General features: G+C 72.2%; 20 protein-coding genes. 10 read left to right on the forward strand and 10 right to left on the reverse strand.

What is annotated here, in order from left to right; genetic code table 11:
* Positions 1-2: 2 nt before the first annotated feature.
* A complete protein-coding gene (locus tag ABEA93_RS29410) occupies positions 3-815 on the reverse strand; it encodes an alpha/beta fold hydrolase (protein ID WP_345678863.1) in 813 nt (270 codons plus the stop codon).
* A 172-nt stretch (positions 816-987) separates the two neighbouring features.
* Between ABEA93_RS29410 and ABEA93_RS29415 the strand changes: the two genes are divergently transcribed.
* From ABEA93_RS29415 to ABEA93_RS29430, 4 genes are all read left to right on the forward strand, one after another.
* Entirely contained in the window at positions 988-1,839 is an 852-nt protein-coding gene (locus ABEA93_RS29415; protein ID WP_345678864.1) for a helix-turn-helix transcriptional regulator, read from the forward strand.
* Positions 1,840-1,894: 55 nt separating this feature from the next.
* The gene (locus tag ABEA93_RS29420; RefSeq protein WP_345678865.1) at positions 1,895-2,704 is read left to right on the forward strand and encodes an ABC transporter ATP-binding protein; all 810 of its coding nucleotides are present in this window, start codon (positions 1,895-1,897) and stop codon (positions 2,702-2,704) included.
* The gene (locus ABEA93_RS29425) at positions 2,701-3,432 is read left to right on the forward strand and encodes an ABC transporter permease (protein WP_345678866.1); all 732 of its coding nucleotides are present in this window, start codon (positions 2,701-2,703) and stop codon (positions 3,430-3,432) included. The genes ABEA93_RS29420 and ABEA93_RS29425 overlap by 4 nt, the downstream gene beginning before the upstream one ends.
* Positions 3,433-3,726: 294 nt before the next feature.
* Positions 3,727-4,932, forward strand: a complete 1,206-nt coding sequence (locus tag ABEA93_RS29430; protein ID WP_345678867.1) for a hypothetical protein — start codon at positions 3,727-3,729, stop codon at positions 4,930-4,932.
* 25 nt (positions 4,933-4,957) lie between these two features.
* Here the strand turns inward: ABEA93_RS29430 and ABEA93_RS29435 are convergent, their stop codons facing one another.
* Positions 4,958-5,290 (reverse strand): DUF1330 domain-containing protein, encoded by a 333-nt coding sequence (locus ABEA93_RS29435; protein ID WP_345678868.1) that lies wholly within the window; start codon positions 5,288-5,290, stop codon positions 4,958-4,960.
* Positions 5,291-5,534: 244 nt separating this feature from the next.
* Between ABEA93_RS29435 and ABEA93_RS29440 the strand changes: the two genes are divergently transcribed.
* Positions 5,535-6,329 carry an enoyl-CoA hydratase/isomerase family protein gene (locus ABEA93_RS29440; RefSeq protein ID WP_345678869.1) on the forward strand — a complete coding sequence of 265 codons (795 nt, stop codon included), beginning with the start codon at positions 5,535-5,537 and terminating at the stop codon, positions 6,327-6,329.
* Here the strand turns inward: ABEA93_RS29440 and ABEA93_RS29445 are convergent.
* Entirely contained in the window at positions 6,326-6,742 is a 417-nt protein-coding gene (locus ABEA93_RS29445; protein ID WP_345678870.1) for a DUF3592 domain-containing protein, read from the reverse strand. The genes ABEA93_RS29440 and ABEA93_RS29445 overlap by 4 nt on opposite strands.
* 168 nt (positions 6,743-6,910) lie before the next feature.
* Positions 6,911-7,630 carry a hypothetical protein gene (locus ABEA93_RS29450; protein ID WP_345678871.1) on the reverse strand — a complete coding sequence of 240 codons (720 nt, stop codon included), beginning with the start codon at positions 7,628-7,630 and terminating at the stop codon, positions 6,911-6,913.
* A gap of 166 nt (positions 7,631-7,796) precedes the next feature.
* Here ABEA93_RS29450 and ABEA93_RS29455 point away from each other — a divergent pair, with 166 nt between their 5' ends.
* A complete protein-coding gene (locus ABEA93_RS29455; RefSeq protein WP_345678872.1) occupies positions 7,797-8,450 on the forward strand; it encodes a class I SAM-dependent methyltransferase in 654 nt (217 codons plus the stop codon).
* A 20-nt stretch (positions 8,451-8,470) separates the two neighbouring features.
* Here ABEA93_RS29455 and ABEA93_RS29460 read toward each other — a convergent pair whose 3' ends face one another.
* The 3 genes from ABEA93_RS29460 to ABEA93_RS29470 are packed head-to-tail and all read right to left on the reverse strand — an operon-like array spanning position 8,471 to position 11,723.
* Complete coding sequence (locus ABEA93_RS29460; protein ID WP_425585146.1) at positions 8,471-9,739, reverse strand: ABC transporter permease; 1,269 nt, start codon at positions 9,737-9,739, stop codon at positions 8,471-8,473.
* Complete coding sequence (locus ABEA93_RS29465; RefSeq protein ID WP_345678873.1) at positions 9,736-10,431, reverse strand: ABC transporter ATP-binding protein; 696 nt, start codon at positions 10,429-10,431, stop codon at positions 9,736-9,738. Before ABEA93_RS29465 ends, ABEA93_RS29460 begins: the two co-directional genes overlap by 4 nt.
* Positions 10,428-11,723: a peptidoglycan-binding protein gene (locus tag ABEA93_RS29470; RefSeq protein WP_345678874.1), complete on the reverse strand. Its 1,296-nt coding sequence runs from the start codon at positions 11,721-11,723 to the stop codon at positions 10,428-10,430. The genes ABEA93_RS29465 and ABEA93_RS29470 overlap by 4 nt, the downstream gene beginning before the upstream one ends.
* A gap of 254 nt (positions 11,724-11,977) precedes the next feature.
* On the opposite strand from ABEA93_RS29470, the gene ABEA93_RS29475 reads away from it, so the two are divergent.
* The 3 genes from ABEA93_RS29475 (at position 11,978) to ABEA93_RS29485 (ending at position 14,637) form a co-directional block, all read left to right on the forward strand.
* On the forward strand, positions 11,978-12,406 hold the full coding sequence (locus tag ABEA93_RS29475; RefSeq protein WP_345678875.1) for a peptidase inhibitor family I36 protein: 429 nt from the start codon (positions 11,978-11,980) through the stop codon (positions 12,404-12,406).
* Positions 12,403-13,314 carry a hypothetical protein gene (locus tag ABEA93_RS29480; protein WP_345678876.1) on the forward strand — a complete coding sequence of 304 codons (912 nt, stop codon included), beginning with the start codon at positions 12,403-12,405 and terminating at the stop codon, positions 13,312-13,314. The genes ABEA93_RS29475 and ABEA93_RS29480 overlap by 4 nt, the downstream gene beginning before the upstream one ends.
* 174 nt (positions 13,315-13,488) lie before the next feature.
* Entirely contained in the window at positions 13,489-14,637 is a 1,149-nt protein-coding gene (locus tag ABEA93_RS29485; RefSeq protein WP_345678877.1) for an RNA ligase, read from the forward strand.
* 106 nt (positions 14,638-14,743) lie between these two features.
* Here the strand turns inward: ABEA93_RS29485 and ABEA93_RS29490 are convergent, their stop codons facing one another.
* Positions 14,744-15,433 (reverse strand): TetR/AcrR family transcriptional regulator, encoded by a 690-nt coding sequence (locus ABEA93_RS29490; protein ID WP_345678878.1) that lies wholly within the window; start codon positions 15,431-15,433, stop codon positions 14,744-14,746.
* A gap of 39 nt (positions 15,434-15,472) precedes the next feature.
* Between ABEA93_RS29490 and ABEA93_RS29495 the strand changes: the two genes are divergently transcribed.
* A complete protein-coding gene (locus ABEA93_RS29495; RefSeq protein WP_345678879.1) occupies positions 15,473-15,799 on the forward strand; it encodes a rhodanese-like domain-containing protein in 327 nt (108 codons plus the stop codon).
* A gap of 24 nt (positions 15,800-15,823) precedes the next feature.
* Here the strand turns inward: ABEA93_RS29495 and ABEA93_RS29500 are convergent, their stop codons facing one another.
* Both ABEA93_RS29500 and ABEA93_RS29505 read right to left on the reverse strand, forming a co-directional pair.
* On the reverse strand, positions 15,824-17,359 hold the full coding sequence (locus tag ABEA93_RS29500) for an MFS transporter (RefSeq protein ID WP_345678880.1): 1,536 nt from the start codon (positions 17,357-17,359) through the stop codon (positions 15,824-15,826).
* Between the two features lie 123 nt (positions 17,360-17,482).
* Positions 17,483-18,352 carry a phosphatase PAP2 family protein gene (locus ABEA93_RS29505; protein ID WP_345678881.1) on the reverse strand — a complete coding sequence of 290 codons (870 nt, stop codon included), beginning with the start codon at positions 18,350-18,352 and terminating at the stop codon, positions 17,483-17,485.
* Positions 18,353-18,382: the final 30 nt, after the last annotated feature.

Genomic DNA, 18,382 nt, shown 5'->3' on the forward strand with positions numbered 1-18,382 from the left:
CGTCAGGAGCCGAGGACCGTGCGGATCCGCTCCGCGGTGCCCCGAGGCTGGAAGACGTAGCCGTTGTGGCCGCCCGGGAACAGCTCCAAGGGCGTGCCCAGCTCACCCGCGAGCATCGCGGCGCTCGCGTGCGGCCAGACGTGGCTGGAGTTCTCCCCCGCGGCCGGCACGATCTTCGGCGTCGCGCCCTTGAGCGCGGCCACGTCGAGGAGGTGGGTGCGGATGGCGGGCAGATCGTAGGTCAGGAGCACCTCCGCATCCCGGCGGTGCTCGGGCCGCGGGGTCCGGGTCGGCAGGTCCGGCTCGGCGTCGCTCGCGTCGATGTCGAGGTCGGCGGCGAAGCGGCGCATGGCCGCCACCGCGCCCTCCGCCCGGAAGATCTCCTCGACAGTCTCCAACTGCCCCAGGGCGACGTCGGGTTCCGGCAGCACCTGTGGGACGGCCGGTTCGTGCGCGATCAGCCTCGCGACCTGCTCCGGGTGCCGGACGGTCAGCTCCAGGGCGATCAGAGCGCCGAAGCTCGTGCCGTACACGAACGCGGGCTCCGACGTCAGCGCCGACAGCAGCGCGGAGACGTCCTCGGCGTGCGTGCCGATCGACGTCGCGGGGGCGTCGGCCGTGCTCCCCGCCAGGCCACGGCGGTCGAAGGTCAGGACCCGGTAGCGGTCGGCGAGGTGGCGGGCGAGCGGTTCGTTCGCGTCGACGCCGTGGTGGCCGCCCGCCACCAGCAGGAGCAGCGGGCCGTCCCCGCGGACGGTGTAGCGCAGCCGCGCGCCGGAGACTGCCAGGACGGATTCCGTGACGATTGCTTCCATGATGCGACCACCGATCTGCTCGTCGGACGGGCCCTCGACCGGCCCGCCACCGATCGTGCCGCCGCCGTCAGGACCGCGAAATCGGAGGCCTTCCCCTAGGAGTCGCGCTCCCAGGATGAGCCGCACGCGACCCCGGTGCCCGCCGACACCGCCGGGCTATCCTGCGAAGGCGATGACACCGAACCGCCCCGACCTGGCCGATTTCCTGCGCCGCTCGCGCGAGCGGCTGACGCCGCGCGACGTGGGACTGCCGGAAGGGACGCGCCGCCGCATCCCCGGCCTGCGCCGCGAGGAGGTCGCGATCCTCGCGGGGATGTCCGCCGACTACTACATGCGGCTTGAGCAGGCCCGCGGCTCCCAGCCGTCCATGCAGGTGCTCGCCGCACTGACGGCGGCGCTGCGGCTGACCGAGGACGAGCGGGACCACCTCTACCTGCTGGCCGGGCACCGCCCGCCGGAGGGCGCCCGAGCCGGGGAGTACCTGCGGCCGGGTCTGCGCTACCTCCTCGACCGGCTCGACGACGTGCCCGTGCAGGTGGTGAGCGACCTCGGCGACCTCCTCGCCCAGAACGACCTGGCGCTCGCCCTCTTCGGGTGCGTGTGCACGGTCGCCGAGGAAGACCGCAACATCGTGCTGAGCTGGTTCACCGACGCCGACGTGCGCGGCCATTTCGCCGCCGAGGAACACGACGAGCAAGCCCGGCAGCTGGTCGCCGACCTGCGCGCCGCGACGACCCGCCGCGGCGACGACGCGGCCTCGCGCGCGTTGGTGGCCCGACTCCAGGCCGCGAGCCCGGAGTTCGCCGAACTGTGGGAGCGGCACGAGGTCGCCGTGCGCCGCTCGCACCCCTACCGGCTCGTGCACCCCGACCTGGGGCGGATCGACCTCGACTGCGAAGTCCTGGCCACCCCCGCCGCGGACCAGCGCCTGCGGATCTTCACCCCGCCGCCCGGCGGCACCTCGGTCCTCGACGAACTGCGCGTGCTCGGGCCGCAGCACCGGCATCGCGCGGCCGCACCGTAGATCCGCCACGCCCTAGCCCCTTGACCGGCTCACCGCCGCCCTCGATATTCGGCGCATGCCGACCCCGGATCCGGACCCACGCACGGCCGTCACCCCGGCCATCGACGCCGCCGGCCTCACCGTCGTACGCGGCGGCCGCACCGTCCTCCACGACCTGACCTTCACCGTCCCGCGCGGCAGCGTCACCGGCCTGCTGGGGCCGAGCGGCTGCGGCAAGACCACGCTCATGCGCGCCCTGACCGGCGTCCAGGCGCACGTCCAAGGCACCCTCACCGTGCTGGGGCGCCCCGCCGGACACGCAAGCCTCCGCACCCGGCTCGGCTACGTCACGCAGGCCCCGTCCGTCTACACGGACCTCACCGTGCGCGAGAACCTCGACTACTTCGCCGCGTTGCTCCGCGTCCCCAAGAACGACGTCGACCGCGTGATCCACGAAGTCGACCTGGACGCGCACGCCAAGGACCGCGTCTCGCACCTCTCCGGCGGCCAGCGCGCCCGCGTCTCCCTCGCCGCGGCGCTGCTCGGCACACCCGAACTCCTCGTGCTCGACGAACCCACCGTCGGCCTCGACCCCGTGCTCCGCCGCGACTTGTGGGACCTCTTCCACCGCCTCGCCGCGGACGGCGTCACGCTGCTGGTCTCCAGCCACGTCATGGACGAAGCGGACCGCTGCCAACGCCTCCTGCTCCTCCGCGACGGCAGGCTCCTCGCCGACGAGACCCCCGCGTCCCTGCGGGAAACCACCGGTGCCGCGGACGCCGAGTCCGCCTTCCTCGCCCTCATCGAAGCGGGTGCGGATGCGGGCGCGGGCGCCGAAGGCCCCGAGGGTGCCACCCGTGCCGGCGGAGAGGCCGATCCACGATGACCCCGCTCCTCGCCACCGCCCGCCGCGTCCTCGCCCAACTCCGGCACGATCCGCGGACGATCGCCCTGATGCTGCTCGTCCCGTGCCTGCTGCTCGCCCTGCTGCGGTGGCTCTACGCGGGCAACGCACCGATGTTCGACCGCATCGGCGGCCCGCTGCTCGGCATCTTCCCGTTCGTCGTCATGTTCCTCGTGACCTCGGTCGCCACGCTCCGGGAACGCTCCAGCGGCACCCTGGAACGCCTTCTCACGCTGCCCATCCGCAAGTTCGACCTCATCGGCGGCTACGGCCTCGCCTTCGGCCTGATGGCGGTGCTGCAGGCCCTGCTCGCCACCGGGCTGTCCCTCGGGCTGCTCGGCCTCGACATCGCCGGGTCGACGTGGCTGCTGCTCCTGGTCGCCGTCCTCGACGCACTGCTCGGGCTTGCCCTCGGGCTGCTCGTCAGTGCCTTCGCCGACACGGAGTTCCAGGCCGTGCAGTTCATGCCGGCGGTCGTTCTCCCTCAGTTCCTGCTGTGCGGGCTCTTCGTCCCCCGCGACGACATGCAGCCGGCGCTGCGCGTGATCTCCGACGTCCTGCCGCTCTCCTACGCCGTGGACGCCATGAACCAGCTCACCACGTCATCCCACGTCGGCGGCGACTTCGTCGTCGACATCGCCGTCGTCGCGGGCAGCGCGGCAGCAGCCCTCGTGCTGGGTTCGATGACCTTGCGCCGAAGGACGGCGTAGCGCTTCCCCCGAATGGCGGATTGGTCCTACGACCCCAACTCGGCAGACTCGTCCGGGGATTCGCACCAACGAGTCCTGTCCCGGGAGGCCTTGCCTCCGGGGCGGGACGGGCCGACCTGACCACGACGGCCCGTCCCCCGCACATCCGGCGGTGCCGCGCACCTCCGAGCGCGGCACCGCCGCCGCGGGCCGCCCGCGCCTTCGGCACTCGGCCCCGCGTCGCATGTCCTTATCTACGCGCCAGCAGCTCCGTAGGATGACCCGCGTCGGGCCCGGACCGGAGGTACCGCTTTGGTGGCCTTCCTGGCCCACACGCGAGGCAAACGGCAGACCCTCAACGTCACTTGGGAGCCGCTGGCCGCCGAGGCGAGAGAACACGTCCGCGGCCAACGCTTGGGCGGCCCCCTCGGCCGCTGGATCGCCGACCGGGACCGCACGTGGCACGATCGGCATGCCGCGCAAGTCACCGCCCGGCTGAACGAGGCGTTCGACCGACGCTATGCCAAGGGCGGCGAGTTCCGCGACGAGATCAAAGGCGCTTCGTGGGGGCTCCGCTACGAAGGCGACCGGGCGGTCATCCTCGCCGAGAGCCTCGATGCCATGGCGAAGCGCATGGGCAGAGGCAAAGAGGCCCGGCAGCTGGCCGCGGGATTCCGGAACGTCTCGGGCGCACTCCGGGAATCCGCCCGCTGGACATACCGGGCCGCCGGCGAACGGGAGCCGTGGGACGACAAATGGACCGAGGCGTACCAGCAGGGCGAAGTCGCCTCACGGAGTTACCGGACGCCTGCGGAGCCGGCGCAGTCGCCGGCGGCCGTGTCCGAGGCGACGGCTCTCCTGCGCAGCGCCATCGACAAGCGCGCAGAGGCCAATGAACTCGCTCCGGGCCGGTGGCACGTCGACCCACCGGGCACAAAAAGCCGCGACGTCGCGCTGGCCTACGACAAGCTCGCGCACCGCGTACAGTCCGGAATAGCCCCCGAAAACCCCATATGGCCGGACAACTGGTCGGAAACCCCCGCCGAGTTGGCCCGGACGGCACGGCAACTGGCGGACGAACGCCGGGCCGAACTGGCCGCGGCGGCATCCTCGGCGACACCTCGCCGCGGTCCCGAACGTACAGGCCCCGAACGCGGCGGCCCCGAACAGCCGCCGACTCGCGCGCTGCGGCAACCCGCCCCACGTCGGCCTGCCCCCGGGCCGCGTGCCAGGGCCGGAAGCGACCTCCGGTCCATGACCGCGAAGGCCGCCGCGGGGTTGGACAACGCCGCGGGACTGCATTCGAGTCCGGATCCTCGCGTGGTCGACGCGCAGCGCAGGCTGCGGAAGACCATCGGGCGTGTGAACCGGCCCCAGGAGCTCGGAGAGCACGTCGAAACGATGCTGGCCAACGAGGTCAGCACCGGCGGCGCGTACGGCATGATGCCGACGCCGCCGGTCGACAAGCGGACGGCCGGGCTCGACAAGAGCATCGAGCCGCGGCGCGGACCGGAGAAGTAGCCGCGACCGCTGCCCGTGGGCGCGGTCACTGCTCCTTCACCCCGTGCTCGGCGCGGTATCCGGCCGGGACGCCTTCGACAAGGATGATGTCCGCGTCCATGTGCCGGGTGCGGAGCGGGAGGATCTCCCCGTAGGCGGGGCTGTCCCACCAGGCCGCCGCGGCGTCCATGGACGGGAACTCGATGACGATCGTCCCGGCGTCGCCCCAGGTGCCTTCCATCACCCGCAGGTCCTTGGGGGCGTGGACGATGAACCGGCCGCCGAACGGGTCGAGGGTGGCGTCGATGCGCAGCAGGTACTCGACGATCTCGGCGTTGAACCGGACGGAGTTGACCTGGGCGATGGCGTAGGCGGTCATGGCGGGCTCCTCGTGGGTCGGGGTTTCCGGCTCTTGCTCCGGTCCCGTGTCGGGTCTTCGGTGCGGGGCACTTGCGGCGTCTCCCTCTGCCCATGAACCTACGGAGCGGCACCGGGGGCGGAATCAGTCGCGCATAGGTAATGCGGAGTCGGGTGCCCGGCGGGCAACCCGTACCGTGACCGGTACGGCAGCCGGATCGGTCTCCCGACCGGCATCTCGCGAACCTCGGAAGGGGCCGATACGCATGGGCGCACGTCAGTTGGACACCGGCGCGGACGGGCTGGTCGCCACCGTCGAGGACGGCATCGCCACGCTCCGCATCGACCGCCCGCAGGCCAAGGGCGCTCTCACCGCGGCCATGTGGTCGGCGATCCCGGCCCTGCTGGACGTGCTCGCGCACGACGCCGAGGTGCGGGTCCTGGTCCTCCGCGGCACCGGCGGGGTCTTCTCGGCCGGCGCCGACATCCGCGAGCTGCGCGGGCACTACGCCACCGCCGAGTCCGCCGACGCGTACCACGCGCTCAACGCGACCGCCGAACAGGCGCTGGCGGCGTTCCCCAAGCCGACGATCGCCCTGATCCAGGGCCCGTGCGTGGGCGGCGGCTGCCAGCTCGCGGTCGCGTGCGACCTCCGCTTCGCCGACAGCACCGCCCGGTTCGGCGTCACCCCGGCGAAGCTCGGCATCGTCTACGACGCCACCTCGACGCACCGTCTGGCGCGGCTGGTCGGCGTCTCGACGGCGAAGTACCTGCTGTTCACGGCGGACCTGATCGACAGTCGGCAGGCGCACGAAGCGGGCCTCGTCGAAGCCGTCTACGGCCCCGACGACGCCGAGGAGCGGGTCTACGCCGTCGCCGCCACGATCGCCTCCCGCTCCCAACTGACCGTGCGTGCAGCAAAGGACCTGCTGGGTTCGGAAACGATCGATCCCGACCGCGTCCACACCTGGGAACAGGCTTCGCGTGCTTCGACCGACGTCCGGGAGGGCTTGGCCGCGTTCACCGAGCGCCGGGCGCCGGAGTTCACCTGGGGCGGCTAGCCGAGGAATCCCGCCAGCCCGATGCCGAGCATGCCCAGGCCGATGACGAGGCAGGCCGGCATCATCACGAGGACGAGCGCCACGGCCGTGGCCCGGTCTCGGTTGGCGACCACGGACACGGTCGTGGGTGCGGTCGGCAGGTAGGTGACGTCCTCGGTGTCGCCGACCTCGCGGGCGCTGTGCACGGAGAGCCGGTCCGTGACCACCTCGGCGCCGTCCGCGGTCGTGAACTCGGCGACGATCCAGTGCTTGTCGCCGTCGTCGTCGGTGTCGTAGCCGACGCGAACGACCACCGCTGTCGCGGGCATGCCGTCGCGCTTCATCTTTCGTTCGGCGACGAAGGTGCGTATGCACCACCACCCCAGGTACGCCAGGAAGGCGCCCAGCAGAACGAAGAAGACGTCGCGCACCATGGCCCGGATGTTGCCGTACGCCCGAACGGCCGGACAACGGGCATATCCCTCCGGCACGGAGGGTGCTCACGCCGTCGCACGCCGGGCGGATCGCGGCGGCGGTCCCCCGGCGTGCGGCGTGGTCGGGTCACGGCGTGCGGACGCGGTGGTCCACGTCCGGTGCCCGGGTCAGCGCGGGGCGACACCCCAGCTGACGGACTTGCCCGGCTGGTCGTACGGCTCCTCGGTCCACTCCGCACCCGCGACCTTGCTGCTGCTCGGGGCCAGCGCGATCACACAGGTGTCGAACGACTTGCCCTTGGTGAAGGCCGTCGGGGCGGTCTTGTCCGTGCACTTGGGGAAGTCGGCGCCGAACAGGATCAGCGGCTGCGCCATGCCGCCGTCCGGCATCAGGCCGTGCATGTTGGTCGCCGACGTGTACGACAGGTCCGTCGTCCCGGCGTTCGTGATCGTGTACTTGATGTAGTACGGGGTCAGTCCCGAGATGCTTCCGCTGCCGGTCATTTTCAGCGAGGACAGGTCGGCCGGCGAGCCTGCGTCGATCGACGTCACGGTCATGGTGACCGTGCCCTTCGTCGAGCCGCTCTGGAAGTCGATGGTCGCCGCTTCGCCGATCTTCAGCGTCGTGCCGGGCTTGGCGGCGCTGCCGCCGGAGCCCGAACCTCCGCCGTTCGCCGCGCTCGTCGGCGCCGTCGCGTCGGCCGAGGAACCCGCCGAGGGGGTGTTCGACGCGGCGGCCGTGGAGACGCCCGACGGCGGCCCCGAGTCCGGGTTGGTCTTCTCGCCGCTGCTCTTCTTGGAGTCGTTGCAGCCGGTCAGGACCAGCGAACCGGCCACCACCAATCCGGCTATCGCCGCGACGGACCTCCGCGTCCGGAAGACGTTCATGGGTTCCTCCCCGTGGGTAACGCAAGTGATGCACGTGGCCTGCGTGATGGCATAGCGCGCCGAGCATCCTCCCGGGACATCGGCAAAACGGCGGTCACGGATCCGGCCGGATATGTCCTGCGGCGAGTAAATGAGGTATTTCCCTCGGCCGTTAGGGTCGTGTCCCGTGACCGACGCCTCCCCTGCCCAAGCGCCCGCCTACCTCGCCACCACCGCCGACGCGTACGACGCCGTCGCCACCCTCTACGCCGACATGGCACGCAACGCCCTCGACACCACGCCCCTCGACCGCGCGTTCCTCGCCGTCTTCGCGGAACTCGTGCACGGCCGCGGTCCGGTGGCCGAACTCGGCTGCGGTCCCGGCCAAACCACCGCACACCTGCGCGATCTGGGCCTCGCGGATATTTTCGGCATCGACCTGTCCTCGGCGATGATCGGACTCGCCCGCGCGGACTACCCGGACATCCGCTTCGAGATCGGCTCGATGACCGCCGTGGACCTCCCCGACGGCACCCTGCAGGGCATCCTGTCGTGGTACTCGGTCATCCACACGCCGCCGGTCGAACTCCCCTCTTACTTCGCCGAGTTCCGGCGGCTCCTCGCGCCCGGCGGGCATCTCGCGCTCGGCTTCTTCGAGGCAGAGGGCGGTCCGGTCACCCCGTTCGACCACAAGGTGACGACCGCCTATCGCTGGCCGGTCGACGACCTGGCCGCCATGGCCGGTGCGGCGGGCTTCACCGAGGTCGGCCGGATGCTCCGCGAACCCCTCGAAGGCGAGCGGTTCCGGCGCGGGCATCTGCTGATGAGCAACGCCGGGTAAGGCCGCGGCCGCGGCACCGGTCACCGGCGCAGTGCTTCGACCGGCTCGATCCGGGACGCCCGCCACGACGGGTACAGTCCCGCGACCAGCCCGGTCAGCATCCCGATGAACGGCGCCGCGAGCACCGTGCCGGGATGCACGACCGGCGTCCAGTCGCGCGCCACGGCCGTGCCGACCACGGCGATGGTGCCGAGGCTGGTGCCGATCAGGCCGCCGACCGCGCCGAGCGCCGCCGATTCGGCGATGAACTGGGCCAGGACGTGGACGCCGCGCGCACCCAGCGCGCGGCGCAGTCCGATCTCGGCGGTGCGTTCCATGACCGCGACCAGGGTGGTGTTGGCGATGCCGACCGCGCCGATCGCCAGGCAGATCCCGGCCAGCATCAGGAACAGCGTGTCCAGGTCGGACGTGACGTTGTTGCGCAGGGTCCGCGGGTCCGGCGGCGGTATCGGCTTGAAGTAATCGGGGTGTTCGGGGCGCAGCGCGTAAGGGGATTCCTGGGCGACCTGCCGGGCGGCACCCATGCGGGTGGAGATCAGCATCGCGGCGCGTTCGCCCGCGTCCGGGGGTCCCCAGAGCGCCTCGGCGGCGGTGCGCGGCACCAGCACCGACACCAGGAGGTCGGGCATGCGCTTGGTGCTGCCGAGGATGCCGATCACGGTGAACGGCTTGTCGGCGATGAACACGGCCGGCTGGGTCTCCAGCGTCGTGATCCCGAGTCGTGCGGCGACTCCGGCGCCGATCACGGCGACGCGTTCGCCGCGGCCGTCGTGGAAGGCGTCCCAGGACCGGCCTTGGGTGAACTGCGCCTCGGCGGCGCCGAAGACGCCCGCGGTGGCGGCGACGAGCGGCGGGCGTTCGCCGGCCGGGCCGCGGCCGGTCGGCAGCGAGCGGATGTCGTCCTCGGGGCTCAGCCGCACCGTCCAGTACGTGCCGGCGGCCGTCACCCCGTTGAGGGCGCCGACCCGGGTGTCCGCGTCCGAGGGGAAGGAGTTGGGCACGTAGTCGGCGTCGCTGCCGCCGGTGTCCTGCACCGTGACCTCGGTCGCGGTGAACCGGTCGAACCGTTCGTCGATCTGCGCGCCCGCGGTCGCCGTCAGGCCGAGCACCGCGACGAACGTGCCGACGCCGAGGACGGTGCCGAGCACCGTCAGCATCGACCGTGCGGGACGTTGGAGCATCCCGGCCATGGACTGCCGGACGAGGTCGCGGCGGCCGAAGGTGGAGCGCGGCAGGTCCGAGGCCGGCCGCCGGCCCGGCCGCCACCGGATCTGCGGCAAGCGCTTCACCGGACCACGTCCCGCGGGGCCCGCACGGTGAGCCGTCCGTCGCGGATGGCCAGGCTGCGGGTGCCGCGGGCGGCGACCGCCGGGTCGTGGGTGATCAGCAGGATGGTCATGCCGGCGCCGTGGAGCGCGTCGAGGTGCGCGAGGACTTCGTCGGCGGTCGCGCTGTCGAGGTTGCCGGTCGGCTCGTCGCACAGCAGCAGCTTCGGCTTGCCCGCCAACGCCCGGGCGATCGCGACGCGTTGGCGTTCGCCGCCGGACATCGTGGTGGGCATCGCCGTCATGCGGTGCCGCAGGCCGACGAGGAGCAGGGCGCGGCGGGCCCGGACGACCCGTTCGCTGTGCGGAACTCCCTGGTAGACCATGGAGAGTTCGACGTTCTGCGCGGCGGTGCGGTGCGGCAGGAGGTGGAACGACTGGAATACGAACCCGATGCGGCTTCCGCGGAGGCCGGAGCGTTCGGCGTCGGTGAGGGTCGAGGTGTCCGTGCCGTCGAGGAAGTAGCGTCCGGAGGTGGGGCGGTCGAGCAGGCCGACCACGTTGAGGAACGTCGACTTGCCCGATCCGGACGGGCCGACGATCGTCACGTATTCGCCGGTCTCGATCCGCAGGTCCACGTCCGCCAGCGCCGTCGTCTCCGGCGGTCCCGGGTAGGTCAGACCGACGCGCTCCAGCGCGATGACCGGCGGCGTCACTTCGCGCCCTTGCCGTCCGCACCCGCGGCGTCGCCGCCCACGCCGACCACCACCCGTTCGCCGGGGCCGAGTTTCGCCGTCCCGGCCGGGGTGACCTGGACGAAGCCGCCCGCGGTGGCACCCGGCCGCACCTCGACCCGGCGCCGGTCGCCGTTCGGGCCGACGACGGTCACCACGGTGCGGCCGTCCGCCGTCGCCGACACCGCGGTCACCGGGACGACGAGCACGGGACCGGCCGACGCGGCGGCCTCGACGGTGAGCCGGACGTCCTGCCCGGCGAGCTGCGGATCCAGCGGCTTGGTCGGCGTCACCACGACTTCGAACGAACGCCCGCCCGAGACGGCGGCCTTGCCGTCACCCGACGTCTTGTCCGCGGCGGCCGGGTCGGTCGCCGTGTCGGCGACCGACGTGACCGTCGCCGCGACCTCGACGCCGGTCAGCTCGGACAGCACCTTCACGGCCATCCCGGTACGCACCAGTTCCTTGTCCGCCGGGGCGAGCGCGCCCCGCACGACCAGCGTGCCCGCGGACAGCGTCAGCGCGTGCTCGGCGACGGCCTCGCCGACCTGCGCGTCGAGCGCGGTCACCCGGCCGGGGAGAGTGCGCAGGAACACCACTTCGGACGCGGGCAGCATGGCTCCCGCGGGCCCCGCCGCGTCCTTGCCGTCGCCGGCCGCGGAGGCCTGCGGCGCGGCATAGCCGATGCGCTGGTAGAAGGCCGCGACCCCGTCGCGCGTGCCGTTGCCGTAGGAGCCCGCGGCATCCGAACCGGTCGACACGCCAACAGCATTGAGCGCCTTCTGCAGCTGTTCGACGTCCTTGCCCTGCGCGCCCGGCTTCAGGTCCCGGTACGCGGGGACGTCGCCCTGGAGCACGAACACCGGCCGCCCGGAGATCTCCAGCAGCACCTGGCCGCCGTTCACGGCCGCCCCCGTCTTGACCCGCACACCCGTCACCACCGCGGCCCCGCCGTCGGCGCCGGACTTCCCGGCGCCGTTCGCGGGAACCTGGACCGACTGCGCGGGGGTCACCTTGCCGCGCAGCATGACGGTGTCCACCAGACGGCGCGATTCCACCTGCGCGGTGATGAGGGACTTCGCCGGCGGCGCCGCATCGCTGGCCCGCTGCGCCGGCGACTTCACGAACTGCGCGGCCAGCAGGCCCAGGACGACGAGCAGAACCGAGCCCACGACGGTCACGATGAGTATCCGCCGCCGCCGGTCGCCGGGGCCCGGATCGGATGCGGAGCGCTGGGCGCCGGGCGGGGTGTAGACCGCCTCGCCGAGAATCACCTGCTCGCCTCCGGTTCCCGGTCGCGACCGGGCGCGGTCCCGCTCCCGGCCTGTCCTGCCGACGGGCAACGGTGCCACGAACGGGCCGCGGGAGGCCGCCGTGCGCGCGTATTGGATAGGTGATTGACCCCCCATATTTCCCGGGCCAAAGATGAACTCCGCTATGACGGTGTGGACTTCGGAATCACCCCCACCAAGCCGCCGCCACAGCGCCCCGAGTTCGGTTTCGGAATGCACAGACAACAAGGAGGACGATGGTGAATCGCCCACGGACTTTCCTCGCGGCAGCCTCCGCAGCCGCGATCCTCGGCTCGGTGTTCCTGACGTCCACGCCGGCCTCCGCGACCGCGGGATCCTGCAAGTCGGGTGACGCCTGCCTGTACTACAACTCCGGCTACGGCGGGTCGAAGTACGGTATCAGCGGCCCGGTTTCGGACTACGCGCCCTACAAGTTCAAGGGCGGCAACGCCAACGGGCAGCGCCTCAAGAACAACGTCGCGTCGGTGCGCAACATGAGCACCTCGCTCATTCTGACGGTCTTCTACAACAACACCTACAACTGCAAGTACGCCTGCCAGAAGTTCCCCCCGGGCAGCAAGGCCAACCTGAACAGCAAGATGAAGAACGAGAATGCGTCGCAGCTCATGAACACGGGCCTCGACCTGTCCCACAAGCCCGTATGAGAATTGCGCGCACCGTACTCGGCCCGATCGCGGCTTTCGCCATAGTCGCCGGTGCCACGGCCTGCTCGTCGTCGTCCGACGGCGGGACGGACGCGGCTCCGCCCTCGATCGGACCGGTACAGCAGCTGACCGACATGTCGCATCAGGCGCTTCCCCTGGAGGCGTACATGCTGCAGCCCGGCCAGTTCGCCACCATCATGAGCGCCCGCCGGCAACTGGTCACCCAGTGCATGCAGCGCTTCGGATTCGACTACCAGCCCGCAACGGCGGACGGCGGCACGGATCCCACCGCAGGCAAGACCCAGTCGCAGATGCGGTACGTGGACAGCAGCGCCCACGTGTCGGCCTACGGCTACCACCAGGAGCCGGGCGTCGGCGCCCCGGCCGTGGAGCCGCAGCGCTCGCCGACCGAACTCGCGGTCCTGACCGGCTCCCCCGACGGCGGCGACGCCCCGGGGCAGGCCACGGGCCGCGACATCCCGGAAGGCGGCTGCTTCGGCGAGGTTGACCGGACGCTCGCCCAGCGCGGCGTCATCATCCAGGACGACGAGCTGGTCAGCACGATCAACATCGAGGGCATGTCGCGCTCGACCCAGGACCCGCGCCTCAAGCAGGCGTTCACGGCCTGGTCCGCGTGCATGAAGGGCAAGGGCTACACCTACGCGACGCCCAAGGAGGCGAACCAGGATCCGCGCTGGTCGACTCCCACGGCGAGCGCGGAGGAGATCGGCACGGCGGTGGCCGATCTCGCGTGCATGACCGAGAACAACGTGGTCGGCACGTGGTTCGCCGTCGAATCGGCCTACCAGAAGCAGCAGATCGAGGCGAACTTCGAGAAGCTGGAGCAGGTCCGCCGGTCCATCGACACGAGCATCCGCGTCGCGAACGGCATCGTCGCCGCGGGCTGACCGGGCCCGGCCGCGGAACGGCCTCCAGGAGGCCCTTCCGCGGCCACCGTCCCGCCTTCACCCGGCTCCCCCGGCGAAATTGACGCGACTGCCCGCCGGGTCGCCGCGCATACTCGGCCGCGTTCGCCGTGTCGTCTGTGCCCGGGGGTTTCCGTGGAGGCCGAGCTACGTCCCGTGTCCGATGCGCGCTCGGGGCCCGAACCGCGCCCGCTGTCCGCGCTGATGCCGCCTGCCGCGTTGGCCGAGGAGGTGGCCGCGGGCTTCGTGCGCCGCACCCGGCACCCGGAACTCCCGCTCTCCGTCTACGCGTACACCGCACGCTGCTTCCTCACCCAGCACTGGACGCCGGTCACCCGCTGGACCCGCGGCCTGATCGTCGACGACGCGGCCGGCACGATCGCCGCGCAGGCCTTCCCCAAGTTCTTCAACGCCGAACAGCACGCGCCCGAATCGCCGTTCGCGCCGCCGCTGCCCGCCGACGAGCCGTTCGAGCTGTACGACAAGGTCGACGGCAGCCTCGGCATCGTCTTCCACCACGCGGGACGCTGGCGCGCGGCGACGAAGTCGTCGTTCACGTCGCCGCAAGCCGCGTGGGCGCAGGCCTGGCTGGACGCGCACGACACCGGGACCCTCTCGCCGGGCACGACCTACCTCGCCGAGGTCGTGTACCCGGAGAACCGGATCGTCGTCGACCACGGCTCGCGCAGCACGCTCGTCCTGCTCGGCGGCTACGGGCCCGACGGCACCGAAGTCCCGCTCGCCGACCTCGCCGCGGGCTGGGACGGCATCGGCGACGTCGTCGGCAGCCATCGCCCCGGCTCCCTCGCCGGGTTGCTGCACGACGCGGCGCACAACGTCGGCCCGGACGGCCGCCCGCTGGCCGGCACGGAGGCGGAGGGGTGGGTGGTCCGCTTCGCCTCCGGCGTGCGCGCCAAGGTGAAACTGGGCGACTACGTGCGCCTGCACGCCACGATGACGCGCACCAACGAGCGCGGTGTCTGGGAGGTCCTCTCGCGGGGCGGGGAGCCCGCGAAGCTGTTCGACCGCATGCCCGACGAGTTCCGCGCCTGGATCCTCACCGTCGCCGCCCGCCTGACCCGCGAACGCGACGCCTGGGCGGCCGCCGCCCATGCCGCTTTCGCGGCGATCGGCCCGGCCCCCGACCGCCCGGCCTTCGCCCGCAAGGCCACCGACCCGTCCCTGAAGACCTACCGCGCGGCGCTGTTCCTCCTCTACGACAACCGCCCCATCGACGAACTCGCCTGGCGCGCGGTCCGCCCGGCCACCGCGGGAGTGCCGTTCCTGGTGGGCGACCCGGGCTGAGGACGAGCGCGGGCGGGCGGCTTGGGGACGACGGCGGAGCAGCGCGGGGCGGGGCAGGGCGCCGAAGCCTCCGACGTAGCCTCGCCGACTCCCCCAACCGGGTGACTCACACCTCCGACGCCACCCGCCGCGCCTGCCAGGCCAGTGTGTCCGCGATGTCCGCGGGCGCGCGGCCCGCGTCGAGCTGCGCGGTCAGTGCCTCGGCGGCGAGCGGGGCCAGCAGTGCCTCCGCCAGGATCTCCGCGCGCGGGGCCGGGTGGCCCGCGGCGGTCAGCAGCACGGCCGCATGGTGGCACCAGAACCGGTAGGCGCCGATCCGGTAGCGGGCGCCCGGCGAGGCGGTCTCGGACGCGCGGACGAGTTCGAGGTTGGCGAAGGCGTAGTCGAGGTAGGCCCGCACGAAGGCCTCCAGGCGGTCGGCCGACTCGGCCGGGCTGCCCTGCGGGTCGACCGAGCCCGGCTCCGGTGCCTCCGCGTCCGTCCCCGGCCCCAGCGGCGCTTCCCCCCGCAGAATCCCTTCCTGCAGTTCCGTCTCCCGCTCGTGCAGCAGCGCCGCCGCCAACCCGGCCCGGTCGCCGAAGCGGCGGAACAGCGTGCCCTTCCCCACCCCCGCGGCCGTGGCGATCGCGTCCATGCTCACCTGCTCGACCCCGTGCGCGGCGAACAGCTCCGCGGCGGCGTCGAGGATCCGGCGGCGGTTGCGGACCGCGTCGGCGCGTTCGCGGCGCGGCGGGCCGGACGTCAGCGGAACGTCGGTTGACGAAGCGGACTGCGGTCCGTTAATTTTGTCGGGCACAAACGGACCATAGTCCACTTACTTGGGAGGCGTCCACTCATGACCGCGCTCATCACCCGTGCCGACCTGGAAATCGCCGTCAAGGAAGGCTCCGTCACCGTCGTCGACGCGCTCGCCGGCGACTACTGGGCCCAGCAGCACCTGCCCGGCGCCGTACCGCTGCACCCGAGCGAGGTCGCCGACCGCGCCTCCGCGGTGCTCCCCGACCTCGACCGCCCCGTGGTGACCTACTGCTCCAACGCCGCGTGCCCCAACAGCGGCCAGGTCGCCGACGCGCTCACGCGTATGGGGTACACGAATGTCCGCAAGTACAAGGAAGGCATCCAGGACTGGGTGGAAGCCGGCCTGCCCGTCGAGTCCGCGTGACCCGGCCCGCGCGGGAGCGGGGGCCTACTCCGTCCCCCGCTCCCGCGCGGAGCCGTCCGCGGCGGACGCGTCGAGGTGCGCCCCCTCGATCGGCGGCCCCTGCATCGCGCACGCCGTCCGGCATTCCGGCTCCGCGTGCTCCGGCTCGCCCGGCTTGTCCGCCAGCGCGTCCGCGCTGACCGTCAGCCACGCCAGCACCGCGCCGAGCACCAGCAGGCCCGCGCAGATCAGCATCGCCTTGTCGAAGCCCGAGTCGACCGTCGACGGCACCCGGTATCCGTCGCCGGTCATCCCGACGATCGCCGGAAGCCCCGCCACCGCCAGCAGCCCCGCCGCCCGCGCCGCCGCGTTGTTGACACCGCTCGCGATGCCCGCGCGGCTCACGTCCACCGACGCGAGCACCGTCGCGGTGAGCGGAGCGACCGTCACCGACAGGCCGAGGCCGAGCACGGCGACGCCCGGCAGCACGGTGGTCACGTACGGGGCGTCCGTGCCGATCCGCAGCATCAGCACCAGCCCGGCCGCACACAGCAGCGGCCCGACGGTCATCTGGATCCGCGGCCCGATCCGCTTCGCCAGCTCGCCGGACCGCGCGGACAGCAGCAGCATCAGCACGGTGATCGGCAGCGTCGCCAGCCCGGAGGCCTGCGGCGAGTAGCCGGACACCGTCTGCAGCTGCAGGACGAGGAAGAACATCACCGCGCTGAGCGCCGCGTACACGCACAGAGTCACCACGTTGACCGCCGTGAACTGCTTGGACCGGAAGACGTCCAGCGGCAGCATCGGCTCCGCGACCCGCCGCTCCGTCATCACGAACGCCGCACCGGCCGCGACGCCCGCGATGCCCGCCAGCGCCGCGGTCACCGGCGCCGTCGGCGCGGTGATCAGCGCCCACGTCACCCCCGCGAGCGACAGCGCGGCCAGTGCCGAGCCGGTGACGTCGAACCGTCCGGTGGCCCTCGGGTCGAACGTCTCGGGCACGTGCCGGATCGCGACGGCGATCGTGACGACCGCGAGCGGCAGGTTGATCAGGAAGATCCACCGCCAGCTCGCCGCGTCCACCAGCCAGCCGCCCAGGAACGGCCCGATCGCCGTCGCCACACCGCCCAGGCCCGACCATGCGCCGACCGCGCGCGGCCGGTCGTCGGGATGGAACGTCGCCTGGATGATCGCCAGCGATCCGGGGGTGAGCAGCGCGCCGCCGATGCCCTGCAGGGCGCGGGCGGCGATCAGCAGCTCGGCGTTCGGCGCGAGCCCGCACAGCAGCGACGCGGCGGCGAACCAGGCGACGCCGATGACGAACACGCGCTTGCGCCCGTAGCGGTCGCCGAGGGCACCGCCGAGCAGGATGAGCCCGGCAAGCGTGAGCGTGTACGCGTTGACGATCCACTGCAGCGCCGACACCGAGACGCCCAGGTCGCGGCCGATGGTCGGCAGCGCGACGTTGACGACCGTGCCGTCGAGCATCGCGATGCCCGACCCCAGGACGGTGGCCAGCAGGATCCACCGTCCGGCCGCCGATTCGAACCGGACGCTTTCCGACCGCGCGGTCTCCGCCATACCCCGATCATCGGCGTTCCGGCGCCCGACAGCACGGCGAAACCGGCCCCGGGAACGCCGAAGGGGCCCCGGTCGGCGGGGCCCCTTCGGGCGGGTTTCAGCGAGCGGGCAGGCGGGCTGCGGTCAGCGGCTCGGGGCCCGTGGCGCCGGGATTATCCGGATCAGCTTCGCGTGCGGGGAGCGGTCCGGGAACGGCACGATCACCATCGCGATGGCCAGCAGGATCGTCGCGACGAACGCGTCCAGCCAGTAGTGGTTCGCGGTGACCACGACCACCAGCAGCGTTATCGCCGGGTGGAACCAGATCAGCCGGCTGCCCGCGCGGCGCAGCGGGTCGCGGTTGCACCAGACCGCCATGACGCCGATGGCGACGACCAGGGCCCAGCCGAAGTGCAGGGACGGCATGGCGGCGTACTGGTTGGCGATCTTGGCGCCGACGCCGGAGTACGGCGAGCTGCCGTCCTGCATGCCGGTGTCGACGAAGCCGGGCATCATCCGCGGCGGCGCGAGCGGCACCAGGATGTGGATGACCAGCGCGATGCCGGTCATGATCGCCAGGAGGTTCCGTATCCACTTGTAGTGGTCGCGGTGGCGGACCCACAGCCACAGCAGGAACGCGACGGTGATCGGGAAGTGCACGAACGCGTAGTACTTGTTGGCCGCGGTGATCAGCGCGTCGGACTGCATGAACCAGTGCTGGACGACGGACTCGTCCGGCAGGTGGAGGTCCTGCTGGAGGGTGAGGACTTCCTTGGCGTTGGCGAACGCCTTGGCGTCCTCGTTGCCGGAGATCCCGCGGCCGAACTTGTAGACCAGGAACAGCGACGCGACCAGGAGCAGTTCGCGTATGGCGTCGCGCGCGGTCTGCTTGCGGGCGGCCCGCTTGGCGATGCGCTCCTCTTCGGAGCCCGGCGCGGGCGGTGGTGCGGGGTCCGCGACGGGGGCGCTTGGCGCCGTTTCCGGGCTTCCGGTTTTGAGCCTGCCGAGCACCACGCCCCCTTGCTCCTCACTACGACTCGCTCT

It is taken from the genome of Yinghuangia aomiensis, from assembly GCF_039542225.1.
Lineage (GTDB): Bacteria > Actinomycetota > Actinomycetes > Streptomycetales > Streptomycetaceae > Yinghuangia > Yinghuangia aomiensis.

What these genes read in the sequence shown, in the direction of transcription:
- ABEA93_RS29410 (WP_345678863.1), bottom strand. Translation starts at nt 815, where the DNA reads ATGGAAGCAATCGTCACGGAATCCGTCCTGGCAGTCTCCGGCGCGCGG.
- ABEA93_RS29415 (WP_345678864.1), top strand. Translation starts at nt 988, where the DNA reads ATGACACCGAACCGCCCCGACCTGGCCGATTTCCTGCGCCGCTCGCGC.
- ABEA93_RS29420 (WP_345678865.1), top strand. Translation starts at nt 1,895, where the DNA reads ATGCCGACCCCGGATCCGGACCCACGCACGGCCGTCACCCCGGCCATC.
- ABEA93_RS29425 (WP_345678866.1), top strand. Translation starts at nt 2,701, where the DNA reads ATGACCCCGCTCCTCGCCACCGCCCGCCGCGTCCTCGCCCAACTCCGG.
- ABEA93_RS29435 (WP_345678868.1), bottom strand. Translation starts at nt 5,290, where the DNA reads ATGACCGCCTACGCCATCGCCCAGGTCAACTCCGTCCGGTTCAACGCC.
- ABEA93_RS29440 (WP_345678869.1), top strand. Translation starts at nt 5,535, where the DNA reads ATGGGCGCACGTCAGTTGGACACCGGCGCGGACGGGCTGGTCGCCACC.
- ABEA93_RS29445 (WP_345678870.1), bottom strand. Translation starts at nt 6,742, where the DNA reads ATGGTGCGCGACGTCTTCTTCGTTCTGCTGGGCGCCTTCCTGGCGTAC.
- ABEA93_RS29450 (WP_345678871.1), bottom strand. Translation starts at nt 7,630, where the DNA reads ATGAACGTCTTCCGGACGCGGAGGTCCGTCGCGGCGATAGCCGGATTG.
- ABEA93_RS29475 (WP_345678875.1), top strand. Translation starts at nt 11,978, where the DNA reads ATGGTGAATCGCCCACGGACTTTCCTCGCGGCAGCCTCCGCAGCCGCG.
- ABEA93_RS29480 (WP_345678876.1), top strand. Translation starts at nt 12,403, where the DNA reads ATGAGAATTGCGCGCACCGTACTCGGCCCGATCGCGGCTTTCGCCATA.
- ABEA93_RS29495 (WP_345678879.1), top strand. Translation starts at nt 15,473, where the DNA reads ATGACCGCGCTCATCACCCGTGCCGACCTGGAAATCGCCGTCAAGGAA.
- ABEA93_RS29500 (WP_345678880.1), bottom strand. Translation starts at nt 17,359, where the DNA reads ATGGCGGAGACCGCGCGGTCGGAAAGCGTCCGGTTCGAATCGGCGGCC.